The 12,960-nt window shown below is 66.8% G+C and carries 13 protein-coding genes; 8 read left to right on the forward strand and 5 right to left on the reverse strand.

Annotated elements, in window-relative coordinates; genetic code table 11:
* Window positions 1-115: 115 nt before the first annotated feature.
* Window positions 116-1,633, reverse strand: coding sequence for a TrkH family potassium uptake protein (locus HALXA_RS01745; protein ID WP_013878582.1), 1,518 nt, complete (start codon window positions 1,631-1,633; stop codon window positions 116-118).
* 271 nt (window positions 1,634-1,904) lie between these two features.
* Here HALXA_RS01745 and trkA point away from each other — a divergent pair, with 271 nt between their 5' ends.
* Window positions 1,905-3,239: a Trk system potassium transporter TrkA gene (trkA, locus tag HALXA_RS01750; protein WP_049895072.1), complete on the forward strand. Its 1,335-nt coding sequence runs from the start codon at window positions 1,905-1,907 to the stop codon at window positions 3,237-3,239.
* Between the two features lies 1 nt (window position 3,240).
* Window positions 3,241-4,785: a TrkH family potassium uptake protein gene (locus tag HALXA_RS01755; RefSeq protein ID WP_013878584.1), complete on the forward strand. Its 1,545-nt coding sequence runs from the start codon at window positions 3,241-3,243 to the stop codon at window positions 4,783-4,785.
* 24 nt (window positions 4,786-4,809) lie between these two features.
* Here the strand turns inward: HALXA_RS01755 and HALXA_RS01760 are convergent, their stop codons facing one another.
* Window positions 4,810-5,247 (reverse strand): VOC family protein, encoded by a 438-nt coding sequence (locus HALXA_RS01760; RefSeq protein WP_013878585.1) that lies wholly within the window; start codon window positions 5,245-5,247, stop codon window positions 4,810-4,812.
* A gap of 182 nt (window positions 5,248-5,429) precedes the next feature.
* On the opposite strand from HALXA_RS01760, the gene HALXA_RS01765 reads away from it, so the two are divergent.
* The 5 genes from HALXA_RS01765 to HALXA_RS01785 all read left to right on the forward strand — a co-directional run bounded on the left by HALXA_RS01765 (window position 5,430) and on the right by HALXA_RS01785 (window position 9,407).
* Window positions 5,430-5,798 (forward strand): methylglyoxal synthase, encoded by a 369-nt coding sequence (locus HALXA_RS01765; RefSeq protein WP_013878586.1) that lies wholly within the window; start codon window positions 5,430-5,432, stop codon window positions 5,796-5,798.
* Between the two features lie 81 nt (window positions 5,799-5,879).
* On the forward strand, window positions 5,880-6,368 hold the full coding sequence (locus tag HALXA_RS01770) for a cation:proton antiporter regulatory subunit (protein ID WP_013878587.1): 489 nt from the start codon (window positions 5,880-5,882) through the stop codon (window positions 6,366-6,368).
* 41 nt (window positions 6,369-6,409) lie between these two features.
* Window positions 6,410-7,693 carry a cation:proton antiporter gene (locus HALXA_RS01775; RefSeq protein ID WP_013878588.1) on the forward strand — a complete coding sequence of 428 codons (1,284 nt, stop codon included), beginning with the start codon at window positions 6,410-6,412 and terminating at the stop codon, window positions 7,691-7,693.
* Between the two features lie 129 nt (window positions 7,694-7,822).
* Window positions 7,823-8,482 (forward strand): HAD family hydrolase, encoded by a 660-nt coding sequence (locus HALXA_RS01780; RefSeq protein WP_013878589.1) that lies wholly within the window; start codon window positions 7,823-7,825, stop codon window positions 8,480-8,482.
* A gap of 127 nt (window positions 8,483-8,609) precedes the next feature.
* Complete coding sequence (locus HALXA_RS01785; protein ID WP_013878590.1) at window positions 8,610-9,407, forward strand: alpha/beta fold hydrolase; 798 nt, start codon at window positions 8,610-8,612, stop codon at window positions 9,405-9,407.
* A 27-nt stretch (window positions 9,408-9,434) separates the two neighbouring features.
* On the opposite strand, the gene HALXA_RS01790 is transcribed toward HALXA_RS01785, so the two are convergent.
* The 3 genes from HALXA_RS01790 to HALXA_RS01800 form a co-directional block, all read right to left on the reverse strand.
* Window positions 9,435-9,866: a hypothetical protein gene (locus HALXA_RS01790; protein WP_013878591.1), complete on the reverse strand. Its 432-nt coding sequence runs from the start codon at window positions 9,864-9,866 to the stop codon at window positions 9,435-9,437.
* 23 nt (window positions 9,867-9,889) lie between these two features.
* On the reverse strand, window positions 9,890-10,366 hold the full coding sequence (locus tag HALXA_RS01795) for a DUF2240 family protein (RefSeq protein WP_013878592.1): 477 nt from the start codon (window positions 10,364-10,366) through the stop codon (window positions 9,890-9,892).
* 87 nt (window positions 10,367-10,453) lie between these two features.
* On the reverse strand, window positions 10,454-11,161 hold the full coding sequence (locus HALXA_RS01800) for a hypothetical protein (protein WP_013878593.1): 708 nt from the start codon (window positions 11,159-11,161) through the stop codon (window positions 10,454-10,456).
* A gap of 169 nt (window positions 11,162-11,330) precedes the next feature.
* On the opposite strand from HALXA_RS01800, the gene HALXA_RS01805 reads away from it, so the two are divergent.
* Window positions 11,331-12,887: an ABC transporter substrate-binding protein gene (locus HALXA_RS01805; protein ID WP_013878594.1), complete on the forward strand. Its 1,557-nt coding sequence runs from the start codon at window positions 11,331-11,333 to the stop codon at window positions 12,885-12,887.
* The last annotated feature ends 73 nt before the right edge of the window (window positions 12,888-12,960 follow it).

Genomic DNA, 12,960 nt, shown 5'->3' on the forward strand with positions numbered 1-12,960 from the left:
CCACCCTGTGCGATGGCGGAATATATAACCCCAGTACTTTTCATTCCGGAACGAACGGCGCAATTACTTTCGAATCGGAACCGCTGCGGACGGGCACGGTGATCGGAACCCGCGATCAGGACTGCCAGTACGCCGGCAGCAACAACACGAGCACCGGAATGATCTCGATACGGCCGATCCACATCATGATCACCATGACGGCGCGCGTCGTGGCGGGGAAGCCGGCGTAGTTGTCCATGGGGCCGGCCATGCCGAACGCGGGCCCGATGTTGAGGAAGATCGACGCGGCGGCGCCGAGCGCCTCGAACTCGGTGACCGTCGTCCCCGATCGAGCGGCGTCGACGACGATCAGCACCGTCAGCAGGAAGAAGATCACGATCGCGAGCATCACGTAGGCGAAGATGTCGGTGATCGTCTCCTCGTCGACGACGCCGTCGCCCAGCCGGACGGGGCGGACCGCCTCCGGGTGGATCGACGTGAAGAAGTTGCGGTACAGCCCCTTGACGATCACGAGCCACCGCAGCGTCTTGATCGAGCAGGTCGTGCTGCCGGCCATGCCGCCGAGGAACATACACAGGAAGAGCACGTGTTTCGCCCCCGCGGTCCAGAGGTCGAAGTTCGCCGAGGCGTAGCCCGTCGTCGTCACCATCGAGACGACGTTGAAGACGCCGTGTCTGATCGTCGCCTCGAGCCCGAAGTCCATCTCGGGGTCGATGCCGATGATGAACGCGACGATCGCGCTGATCCCGACGACGAGACCGAGGTAGAAGCGAAGCTCCTCGGACTCGAGCGGCCGTTCGAAATCGCCCTGCACGACGTAGTACAGCAGCACGAAGTTGGTCGCGCCCAGCAGCATGAACGGCGTGATCGCCCACTGCACGATCGGCTCGAACGCGGCGATGCTCTCGGCTTCGGGCGAGAAGCCGGCAGTCGAGACGCTGGTGAGGGCGTGGGCGACGGCGTTGAAGAGGTGCATGTTCTCCGCGAGTCCGAGAAGCTGCAGGGCGTAGAACGTCGCCGCCGCCAGGACCGTCAGCCCGACGTACAGCCCCCAGATGAGCCGCGCCGTGCTCTCGATCTGCGGGGTCAGCTTGGTGACGTTCTTGGTCTGCGTCTCCGTCTCCATCAACTGGGCGCCCCCGACCATCAGGTTCGACAGCAGGCCGATCGCGACGATCAGGATGCCGAGGCCGCCGAGCCACTGGAGGATCTGGCGCCAGAGCAAGATCGCGCGCGACTGGTTCGCGAAGTCCCAGCCGTTCATGATCGTTGCCCCCGTCGTCGTGAGCCCGCTCATGCTCTCGAAAGCGGCGTTGACGAGGCTGTAGAACGCGGAGTCGGGGCCGGCGGCGAGCCCCGCCAGATAGAACGGGATCGCCCCGACGAGGCCGACGCTGAGCCACGTGAACGCGACCATCAGGAACCCCTCCCGCTGGCCGAGTTCGCGGTCGTCGCTCAACAGTTCGAGGGCCGCCCCCAGGACGACCGTCACCACTACGGCGGCCGCGAACGGGAGGACGTCGTCACCGTCGACGACGGCGAGCAAGAGCGGCACCGCGAGCGGGACCGCGATCCACTTTAGCACCGTCCCCGAGAGGCTACAACTCGAGCGCCAGTCGACACGGATTCGCATCGAGTGTGCCGAGATGGACGGTCCGGAACAATAATCGGTTCGGAACGCCGACCGCGTCGGCGTCGAGACGGCGCCTACGAACAACGGATCGAAAACGACGGTCCGGTTTCGATCCGGAAATACAAACGTCGGTTCGGGTCCGGCGCCCGAATTTCGATATGCGAGCGTCTTAGGGCACTGTTCTGCCGATATCGACGATTCGCTTTCGAAAACGCGTCGTAAGACATTTCTTGATACCGGCAAAACGATGCGTAGAAATGGAGGGACTACCGTGCGCGTAGTCATCGTCGGTGCCGGCGAAGTCGGTCGCGCGATCGCCGCCAATCTGGATGACTCGCACGACGTCGTCATCGTCGATCGGGACGGCGACGTCGTCGAGGAGCTCACGTACTCGCTGGACGTCCTCGCGCTCGAGGGCGACGGGACCGAGCTCGAGACGCTCCGCGAGGCGGACGTCGAGCGGGCCGACCTGGTCATCGCCTGTACCGACAGCGACGAGTCGAACGTCGTCGTCTGCGGCGCGACGAAGACGGTCAGCGACGCGTTCACGATCGCACGGGTCAGGCGGCGGACGCTGCTGGAAACCTGGGAAGGGTCCCAGGGCGCGTTCGGCGTCGACTTCATGGTCTGTACCGACCTGCTGACGGCTCAGACGATCTTCCGCATCTCGGGCCTTCCGTCGTCGCAGGACGTCGACACGTTCGTCGGCGGCCTCGTCCGGATGGCGGAGTTCGAGATCGACGCCGATAGCCCGATCGTCGATACGACCGTCGAGGAGGCCGACTGTTACGACTCCCTGACGTTCGCGGCCATCTTCCGCGACGACGACATGATCGTCGCCCGCGGGGACGCCGTGTTGCGAGCCGGCGATCGGGTCGTCGTCATCGGCAGCGCCGACTCCGTCAGCGACTTCGCGCAGGACGTCGTCCCGGTCGCGAGCGACGACGCCGACGAAGTCGTCATCGTCGGCGCCAGCGAGATCGGCTTCCAGGCCGCCCGCGAGTTCGAGGACCACGGCTACCGACCGCGCCTGATCGAGCGGGATCACGACCGTGCTCGCGAGGTTGCCGAGGCCCTTCCGGACACGCTGGTGATGGAAAGCGACGCGACCGACGCCGACTTCCTCGCGCGCGAGCACGTCGACGAGGCCGACGTCGTCATCGCCGCGCTCGACGGCGACGAGAAGAACCTGCTCGTCTCGCTGCTGGCCAAGCGTCTCGGCGTCGACCGCACCGTCGCCGTCATCGAGAACTTGGAGTACGCGGAGCTGTTCGAGACGGTCGGCGTCGACGTCGCGATCAATCCGCGCGAGGAGACCGCCGAGGAGATCGTCCGCTTCACGCGGGCCGGCCGCACCGAGAAGGTCGCGATGTTGGAACACGACCGCGCGGAGGTAATCGAGTTCGAGGTCGCGCCGGACAGCGTCCTCGCGGGCGAGACGATCGTCGACGCGACGACGCACCTCCCGGACCGCGTCGTCATCGGCGCGATCTCCCGGGCTGGCGAACTCGTGACGCCCCGCGGCGGAACGGTCATCGAACCGGGCGATCACGTCGTCGTCTTCGTCGACGCGGCGGTGCTCGACGAGGTCGTCGAGGCGATCTGAGATGCGATACACCCTGCGAGTCGACTGGCGGTCCGGGCTGAGCCTCGTCGGTACCATCCTCGCCTTTCTCTCGCTCGCGTACGTCGTACCGATCGTCACCGCCCTGCTGTACGGCGGCGACGACCTCTGGTTGTTCGTCGTCACGATGGCGGCGACCGCCGGCTTCGGCCTCGCGCTGCGCCGACTCGAGCCCGAGCCGGATCCGGGCGCCCGCGAGGCGTTCATGGTCGTCGCGCTCACGTGGCTGTTCGCGGCGGTGTTCGGCGCCGTCCCGTTCGTCCTCGCGGGCAACGGGACCGTCGCCCATCCGGTCAACGCCCTCTTCGAGAGCATGAGCGGGTTCACGACGACCGGAGCGACCGTCATGGGCGATATCTCCTTCGAGACCCACTCCCGGGCAATGTTGATGTGGCGCCAGCTGACCCAGTGGGTCGGCGGCATGGGGATCATCGTCCTCGCGGTCGCGATCCTCTCGCAGATGGCCGTCGGCGGCGCCCAGCTGATGGAGGCCGAGACGCCCGGGCCGGGGGTCTCGAAGCTCACACCACACATCGCCGAGACCGCCCGGGTTCTGTGGATCGCCTACGTCGGGTTCACCGTCCTCTACATCACCTTGCTGTACGCGGCGCACCTGGCCGGCTACGCGCCGAGCATGGACGCGTACAACGCCGTCGCCCACGGACTCACGACGCTGCCGACCGGCGGCTTCTCGCCGGAAGCCAGGAGTATCGAGGCGTTCTCGCCGGTCGTGCAGTGGCTCGTGGTCCCGTTCATGTTCATCGCCGGGGTCAACTTCGTGCTCTGGTGGCACGTCGTCTCGGGCGATCCGCGAACGATGCTCCGGGACAACGAGTTCCGGCTCTATCTCGGCGCCGTCACCGTCCTCTCGATCGTCGGCACGGCCATGCTCTTCTATTCGACGCTCGAGGGGCCGGACGGGCAGATCGGCGGGAACCTCGAGCGGTCGGCCCGCTACGCGACGTTCCAGATCGCGTCGCTGGTCAACTCGACGGGGTACGCAAATATCGACTTCGCCCAGTGGAACGGTCCGACGAAGGGACTGCTCCTGTTCGCGATGTTCATCGGCGGCTCGACGGGGTCGACCGGCGGCGGGATCAAGGTCCTCCGGTGGCTGGTGATCCTGAAGACGTTCCGCCGAGAGATCTTCACGACGATCCACCCGGAGGCCGTCCGCCCCGTGCGGATGAACGGACGGATTCTCGACGAGGACGCGGTTCGCGGAATCTACTCCTTCTCCCTGTTGTTCCTCGTGCTCTTCTTCGTCGGCATCGCGCTCCTCGCGGTGGACGCCGCTCGCGTTGGCCTGTACGCCGACCCCGACTTCGAGGTGATCGACATCGTGGGCGCGTCGATCGCGACGCTTGGCAACATCGGCCCAGGACTCGGAACCGTTACCGGGCCGATGGGCGGCTACAACGATTTCCCGCTCTCCTCGAAGGGGCTGATGATCGTCTACATGTGGATCGGCCGCCTCGAGATCTTCCCGGTGCTCGTGTTGCTGACGCGGGCGTACTGGCAGAGCTAGGGATTGTGGCGTCGCTGACGCCGACTATTCAGCGATCTCGAGCACTTCCACGAGATTGTCCTCGGGATCTCGCAGGAACAGAATCGAGTTCCCCGTCGCGGTCGTCTGCGGTTCGCTGAGTGTCTCGACATCGTCCGGCAGGTCGGCGTAGAACGACTCGAGGTCCGCGACCGTGAAACCGAGATGCTTCGCTCCCGGCTGATTGAGTCCGGCGTCCGGCGACGCTCGAGCCTGGGGCTCGTACTCGACGATCTCGACGCGGATGCCGTCCGCCTCGAGGTGGACGAAGTTCGCGGCGGCGTCGTCGACGCCGACGGCCGTCGAAAAGGCTTCGCCGTCGACCTGGAACCGATCGGCGACGTCGAAGCCGAGGACGTCGCGGTAAAAGGGCAGGACGGCCTCGAGGTCCTCGACGGTGATTCCGACGTGGTGGGACTGCAGGTCGTGTGCGTTCGCGGTCATCGTCTCCGATACTCGCGCCGGAGGAACAGTAAATCGTTCCGTCTCCGCTCGCGGTTGCCGGTTGTAGGGGGAAGCGGTCTGCGGGTGGGGGAGGGCGACGGTGCCGAGCCGAGGTGCCGAAGCCGAGTACGGCGACGCCGCGAGTCGCCTACGCTTATTTTCCCGGCACCCGTCCGTCCGGTATGACCCGCGTTGCACTCATTGCACACGACGAGAAGAAGCCGGACCTGATCGAGTTCGCGCAGAACCACGAGGAGCAACTGCGCGAGTACGAACTGATCGCGACCGGAACGACCGGCAAACGCCTCATGGAGGCGACCGACCTCGAGATCGAACGCAAGGAGTCGGGCCCGCTGGGCGGCGACATGATGATCGGCGCGGAGGTCGCGGAGGAGAAGCTCGACGGCGTCGTCTTCCTACGGGATCCGCTGCGCGCCCAGCCCCACGAGCCGGATATCTCCGCACTCTTGCGGATCTGCGACGTCCGCGATACCGCGCTGGCGACGAACCTCGCGTCCGCGGAGTTTCTCATCGAGGGGCTGGCCGACTAATCGAGCCACGGGCGCCCAGTTCTCGGTCACCGCGTGCGGTTCAACACCGTCTTTATTATCGCTGCACCCCCTCGTTGACGTATGACCATCTACGAGAGCGACCTCCCCGGCGTCGGGAAGAAGTTCGAGGTCGAACTCGAGAACGACGAACGACTCGTCATCGTCACGCACAACACGGGGAAGCGGGAGGTGTACCTGAAGGAGAATCCGGACGCCGACGGCGACAAACTGTTCGAGGTGTCGGACCGGCTCGCACGCAAGGTCGGGACGATTCTGGAGGGCGCGTACTTCCAGCCGGTGCAGGCCGAGGCCGTGGAGACGATGCTCTCGGACGATACCTTCCTCGAGTGGTTCAACGTCACCGACACGGCCGAGATCGCCGGCCAGACCCTCGAAGAAGCGGCGATACGGGAGCGAACGGGCGTTTCCGTCATCGCGATCCAGCGCGGCGACGACCTGATCTCGCCGCCGACGCCGGAGACGGTTCTCGAGGTCGGCGACACCCTCGTCGTCGTCGGTGAGCGGGAGGAGTGCGCCGAGTTCGAAACCCTGCTGGGTGACGAGATTTAACCGACCGATGTTCGCATTCGTTCCGCCGGAGGTGACCGCGAGTGGCAACTGCTGAATCGACCGCGCTGATCGACGTCGGCGTCCTCTTCGTGGCCGTCGCCGTCGCCGGTTACCTCGCGAACCGAATCAACCAGTCGGTGATCCCGTTTTACATCCTCGTCGGCATGCTGCTCGGCGAGCACGTCCTCGGCACCGTCGACTTCCCGGCCCTGCTCGGAATGGACCTCGTGCCCCACGGGTCGGACCTCGCGCTCGTCGAGACCGACTTCATCTACGTCGGTCACGAGATCGGGATCGTCCTGCTGCTGTTCTTCCTCGGCCTCGAGTTCAACCTGGGCCGGCTCCTCGCCTCGAAGGAGCGCATCGGGAAAGCGGGGACGGTCGACCTCGCGATCAACTTCGGCGTCGGGCTGGTGCTCGGCTACGCGCTGTTCGGCGCGTTCCTGCCGGCCTTCCTCACCGCCGGAATCGTCTATATCTCCTCGTCGGCGATCATCACGAAGTCGCTGCTCGATCTGGGCTGGATCGCCAACGACGAGTCCGACGCGATGCTCGGAACGCTGGTCTTCGAGGACCTCTTTATCGCCGTCTACCTGTCCGTCGCGACCGCGCTGGTGCTCGGCAGCGGAGACGTCGGCGCGGCGCTCGGACAGATCGGGATCGCCGTCGGCTTCATCCTCGCGCTCCTCCTGCTGGTCTACCTGGGCACCGAGTGGTTCCAGCGCGGTCTGGACACCGACTCCCACGAGTTCGTCGTGCTCCGGGCGCTCGGCGTCACGCTGCTGATCGCGGGCGCCGCGCTCTCGCTCGGGGTCAGCGAGGCCGTCGCCGCCTTCTTCGTCGGCATGGCCTTCTCCTCGACCGACCACGTCCACGACTTAGAGAACCTGCTCGAGCCGCTGCGGGACGCCTTCGCGGCGATCTTCTTCTTCTGGATCGGGCTCGTTACCGATCCGTCGCTGTTCCTCGGCGTCGCGGGGCTCATCGCGGTCGCGGTGATCGCGACGACGCCGACGAAACTGGTCAGCGGCTACCTCGGCGGTCGGATCTACGACTTAAGCGAGCGCCGGTCGGTCCGCGTCGGCCTCGGGATGTCAACCCGCGGCGAGTTCTCGCTGATCATCGCGAGTCTGGCGCTCCAGGGGGCCGGCACCGGCCTCGCGGAGGGCGTCGCCGCGGACATCTACGCGTTCGCCGTCGGCTACGTCTTGGTCATGAGCGTCCTCGGCACCTCGCTCATGCAGTACGCCGACCGGATCGAATCCGTCGTCGTGCCGCGACTCGAGGCCCGCGCCGGGACGCAGGCACAAACGGGCGGCGACTGACGGCCGCGCCGGGTCCGGTTCGGGGTCGAAATCGTGGTTGTGGTTGTGGCCGTGGTCGTGGTCGCCCTCTCCTGACGCTCGAGCCGAAGGGATACCTTGAACCCGCTCGAGGCCGCCATACCTGCTACGATGCCACAGGCGGTCGTCTTCGACCTCGACTACACGCTCGCGGTACCGACCCGGGACCGGGAGACCATTCTACAGGACGCCGTCGACGCCGTCGGCGCCCCGTCGCTCTCGCGCGAGGACTACCTCGAGGTCCACGGCCGGCACCTCACGCGGGAGTCGCGCGAGCCGATCTTCGCGGACCTGCTGGCCGACCGCGAGAGCGACGCCGATCCGGCCGCCGTCGCGACGGCCTACCGCGAGACGATCGCGGACGCGCTCGAGCCGCTCCCCGGCGTCGAAGCGATGCTCGCGGACCTCCGGACCGAGTACCGCGTCGGCCTGCTCACCAACGGCCCCGTGCGCGCCCAGCGGGACAAACTCGAGACGCTCGGTTGGGAGGACGCCTTCGACGCGGCGCTGGTCACGGGCGAACTCGAGGCCGGCAAACCCGACCCCCGCGCGTTCGAGGCGATCGCGGCGGAGTTGGACGTCGATCCGGCCGACGCGGTCTACGTCGGCGACGACGTCGACGCCGACGTCACCGGCGCGACCAACGCCGGCATGACCCCGGTGCAGGTGCTGCTCGAGGACGGCCCCGATCCGGATTCGCGGGCGGTCGCCCACGTGGAGCAGCGCGAGATCGCGACGGCGCTGCCGGCGGTGCTCGCGGACCTCGAGTGACCCGCATCGGCCTCTCAACATCTTTCGTCCCACAGGTAAGGGACTCGCGGAGACGGAACGCGGCGGAGCACTGTGCTACGCGAGAGGCAGGGCGAAGTTCTACGGGAGTGGACCGACTCCGTAGAGTATGCCATTAAACCACATACGACGAGGGACGGGAGAGCCGCTCGTCCTCGTTCACGGCCTAGGCGGCAGTTGGCGGACGTGGTTGCCGGTCCTCGACGACCTGGCCGCCGAGCGCGAGGTGATCGCGGTCGATCTCCCCGGCCACGGCGCCACGCCGCCGTCGCCCGGCGAGACGTCGATCGAGACGCTGACCGACGCCGTCACGTCGTTTCTCGAGGCGAACGATCTCCGCGGGGTCGATATCGTTGGAAACTCGATGGGCGGACGGCTGGTCCTCGAACTCGCGCGTCGGGGGGTCGTCGGCGCGACCGTGGCGCTCGATCCCGGCGGATTCTGGACGGGCTGGGAGCGGTACTTCTTCTACGCGACGCTCGCCCCGTCGATCCGCCTCGTCCGGTTGCTCCAGCCGGTGTTGACCCCGCTTACCGAAAGCGCCGCGGGTCGAACCCTGCTTCTGGCCCAGCTCTCGGCGCGCCCGTGGGAACTCCCGGCCGACGTCGCCCGAGAAGAGTTGCGAACGTTCGCCGACTCGCCCGTGTTCGACGAACTGCTGCGGCGGCTGGCGTTCGGCCCCGGGCAGCCGGGAACGGCCGACGCGCCGGGCCCAGTCGTGATCGGGTGGGGTCGCAAGGATCTGGTAACGCTTCCCCGGCAGGCGACGCGCGCGACGGCTCGGTTCCCCGACGCTCGATTACACTGGTTCGAGGGGAGTGGCCACTACCCGCACTGGGACGCTCCCGCGGAGACCGTCCGACTGATCCAGGCGAGTACCGGTTCCCTCGAGCGAACCGAAATCTAATCTCTCATCGGCGGGTGATGGAAACGCCTAGTCGGTTGTCGCGACCGATCGAACCGCTTCCTGAACCGCGTCCGTCGCTCGCTTGACCTCGGCGCCGCTCTCGACGAACACCAGCGTTCGCGGCGGGCGAGTCGCCTTCGGCCGGACGCGTAGCTCGAGGTCGCCCGCAGCCTCGGCCGCGACGTCCTGCCCCTCGGTGAACTCGAGGCGGGCACGGTCCTCCTGGACGAACACCTGCGCGAGTCGGGTCTCGTCCTCGTCGGACTCGTCGGTATCAGCTTCGGAACGCGAGCGATACAACGAGACGTCGTACGCCCGCGCCCCGTCCGCCGTCGGTTCGACGTCGCGGTCGGCGTTGGTGACGGCGACGCGCTCGAGGCCGCCGTCCTCGCGGCCGTCGAGTTCCGAAGACAACAGCTGTGCGATCCGCGTGCCGTCGGTGATCCGATCCTCGACCATGCGGGTCGTCGGGCCGGCGGAGACTAACGCTCTTCGGGTTCGGCTTCCGTCCCGGCCTCGACGATCGCGTCGCGGGCGATCGGCGCGATATCGTCCACGTCGAGCCCCTCGCGGCGGGCGTAGACGACCGCGGCCGCCTCGATCGTGACGCCGAGGTCGCCCTGGAGGGCGTTGATCGCGCCGACGGCCTCGTGTTTCTCCGCGCCGTCGGCGACGAGCGCGTCGAGCACCCGTTCGAACGCCGACCGCTCCTGCAGAATGTCTTCGTCGGGGACGAACTCCTCCGGGACCGTCACCTCCGACGGGTCGAATCCGGCCACGAGGTCGTCACCGTCGCGCTCGAGCAGTCCCTCGCGCGTCGCGATGTCGATCAGGCGCTTGGCCTGATCGGGCGAGAACCAGTCCCGATCCAGCGAGAGCGCGACGACGAACTCGCCTTCCTCGAGGCGAGTGGTCCCGTTTTGGATGAAGGGTGCGGCGGCGGCGACGCGAAGACTCATCGGAGACGACTCTCTGCGGTGGCGGAATAACGGTGACGATTGTCGAGTGGATGCGCGCGGTGTGCGCGGTGTGTGGGGTGTGGTTCGTCAGTCGGAGGCGCGCCCGCTCCCGCCAGCCCCGGCGCTAGTGCTGGTGCTGTGGCGATCGGCGCGAGACGGCGGCGGGAACTCGGCGTCCTCGTTGGGGTTCGCTCCGGGTCCCGTCCCGGCACCCGACGCCGTTCGGGACTCGAGGGGCTCGGGGAGCACGCAGCGGTCGGGTTCCTGATTGACGTGTCGGTACCGGTCCGGCGTGTTCGCGAGCGGGTGCGCGGGGTTCTGATCGCTGTCGATCCGCGCCGCGCGAACCTCGTCGAAGCCGCTGAGCCGGGCTTCGATCCCGCGCCAGTGATACCGCGTCGCCGCCGGCACCGAGAGCGGTTGCGGCGGCTTGCCGTCGGGGTGGTTCGTCGCGAGGATGGCAGTGTTGACGTTGCTCGCGAGCGCGTCGTGGTCGACGAGGACGCCGACGCGGGCGTCGCGGGGCGCTCGCGCGGCGAGGACGTCGAGGCCGAGATGCAGCGCTCGGTACTCGGCAACGTTGTTGTCCGGCGGCGTATCCGCGGTCGCGATGCGTGCGACGCGGGTGCCGTCGCGCGTTTCGATGACGGCGCCCAGGCCACCGCCCGACTCGCGGAAGGACCCATCGGTAGCGACGTAGAAGTCTCGATGGTGGGTCCGAGGCGGGTGGGCGATGTGGGGCGTGGGCGACTCGTCGAACAGGTCCCGCAGTGCGGACCGGCCGTGAGCGGCCATACCCGTAGTACGAACCGAGGATTTCTTAAACTTACCCCTGGATTCAGCCGCCGAATCGCTGTTCCTCTCGGCTACTGACCCCGAACCTCGGTGGAGATATGTTCACAAAACACCACAACATGGTAGTTGTTACCACTATGTATAAGTGGGATCGCTGTAATTCTCGGGTATGCAGGGTGCTAGACATAACGAATTGGATCGGCGACGATTCCTCCAGCTTACCGGCATCGCGACGACTGCCGGACTTACCTCGATTGCAGGCTGTATCGACGATTCCGGCGGCAGTTCGAACGACGAATTCGTCGTGACCCAGGGCGAGTTCGCCACGACCGTCGACCCGAACGGCCACAACGACGCCCCGACCTACAACGTGCTCGATCAGGTCTACGAGCCGCTGTGGGACATCACGCCCGACGGCGAACTCGAGCCGCGCATCGTCGAGGAGTGGACTCACCCCGACGACAGCACGATGGAACTGACCGTGCGGGACGACGTCGTCTTCCACGAGGGCCAGGAGATGACGGCGTCGGACGTCGCGTACACGATCAACCGCGCCGTCGACGAGGAGGTCGGCATCGCGAGCGAGCAGGCCGACCGCTACCCCGGCGTCGTCGGCGCCGAAGCCCCGGACGACACGACGGTCCTGATCGAACACGAGTCGGTCCCCTCGATCGTCGAGTTCAACGTGGCCACCGTCGCCACCGTCGTCAGCCAGGAGTGGATGGAAGAGCGCGAGCAGCCGGTCACCGACGAGTTGAACGGCACCGGTCCCTACCAGGTCGACGAGTACACGCCGGACGAGGAGATCACGTTCACCACGTTCGACGACTACTGGGGCGAGACCCCGGACCTCGATCCGGTTCGGTTCCGCGGCGCCAGCGAGGCGAGCACCCGCGTCTCCGAACTCGAGACCGGCGAGAGCGATCTGGTCGTCAACGTGCCGCCGTCGGACGTCGCCAACATCGACGAGGCCGAGGACGTCGAGGTGCGGACCGTCACCAGCCTCCGGAACATCTTTCTGGTCATGCCCAACGACGACGAGCCGTTCGACAGCCAGGAGTTCCGCCAGGCGATGAACTACGCCGTCGACGTCGACGCGATCATCGAGAACGTTCTCGACGGCTTCGGCTCGCCGACCTCCCAGCCGATCCCCGAGGGGATCTTCGGCTACAACGACGACCTCGACCCGTACCCGCACGACCTCGAGCAGGCCGAACAGCTCGTCGAGGACAGCGGCTACAGCGGCGTCGAGATCACCCTCGAGTCGCCCGAGGGGCGCTACCTCAACGACACGGAGGTCGCCGAAACCGCGGCCCAGCAGATCGACCAACTCGAGAACGTCTCGTGCGACTTCCAGATCACGGACTTCGAGACGATCACCGAGTCGTCCCTCGACGCCGATCCGTCGACCTCGCCGGACTTCTTCCTCATCGGCTGGGGCAACCCGACCTACGACGCGGACTACGGACTCGCGCCGTGGTTCGTCAGCGGCCAGGCCGCCTACAACTTCGAGGACGAGGAGATCGAGGAGAAGATCCTCGAGAGCCAGCAGACGAGCGATCCGGACGAGCGCGAGCAGTTGCTCCAGGAGATCAACGCCGACCTCCACGAGGCGGCGCCGTGGGTCTTCCTCCACCGCGAGGAGAGCATCTACGGGATCCGCTCCGACGTCGACTGGGACCCCCGCGCCGACGAGAGCATCTTGCTGGACGAGATGAGCACGTAACCGATAACCGGTCGCGAAACGAGAATCGCCCTCCGAATCGCCATCCGGCTATCGAACGCCGACGAAACGGCGT

Origin of the sequence: Halopiger xanaduensis SH-6 (genome assembly GCF_000217715.1) — an archaeon.
GTDB classification, from domain to species: domain Archaea; phylum Halobacteriota; class Halobacteria; order Halobacteriales; family Natrialbaceae; genus Halopiger; species Halopiger xanaduensis.

Excerpts from the sequence above, each read along its gene's own strand:
- HALXA_RS01770 (WP_013878587.1), top strand. The coding sequence starts at position 5,880 with ATGACCATCTACGAGAGCGACCTCCCCGGCGTCGGGAAGAAGTTCGAG.
- HALXA_RS01755 (WP_013878584.1), top strand. The coding sequence starts at position 3,241 with ATGCGATACACCCTGCGAGTCGACTGGCGGTCCGGGCTGAGCCTCGTC.
- HALXA_RS01785 (WP_013878590.1), top strand. The coding sequence starts at position 8,610 with ATGCCATTAAACCACATACGACGAGGGACGGGAGAGCCGCTCGTCCTC.
- HALXA_RS01795 (WP_013878592.1), bottom strand. The coding sequence starts at position 10,366 with ATGAGTCTTCGCGTCGCCGCCGCCGCACCCTTCATCCAAAACGGGACC.
- HALXA_RS01800 (WP_013878593.1), bottom strand. The coding sequence starts at position 11,161 with ATGGCCGCTCACGGCCGGTCCGCACTGCGGGACCTGTTCGACGAGTCG.
- HALXA_RS01745 (WP_013878582.1), bottom strand. The coding sequence starts at position 1,633 with ATGCGAATCCGTGTCGACTGGCGCTCGAGTTGTAGCCTCTCGGGGACG.
- HALXA_RS01805 (WP_013878594.1), top strand. The coding sequence starts at position 11,331 with ATGCAGGGTGCTAGACATAACGAATTGGATCGGCGACGATTCCTCCAG.
- HALXA_RS01790 (WP_013878591.1), bottom strand. The coding sequence starts at position 9,866 with ATGGTCGAGGATCGGATCACCGACGGCACGCGGATCGCACAGCTGTTG.
- HALXA_RS01760 (WP_013878585.1), bottom strand. The coding sequence starts at position 5,247 with ATGACCGCGAACGCACACGACCTGCAGTCCCACCACGTCGGAATCACC.
- HALXA_RS01780 (WP_013878589.1), top strand. The coding sequence starts at position 7,823 with ATGCCACAGGCGGTCGTCTTCGACCTCGACTACACGCTCGCGGTACCG.
- HALXA_RS01765 (WP_013878586.1), top strand. The coding sequence starts at position 5,430 with ATGACCCGCGTTGCACTCATTGCACACGACGAGAAGAAGCCGGACCTG.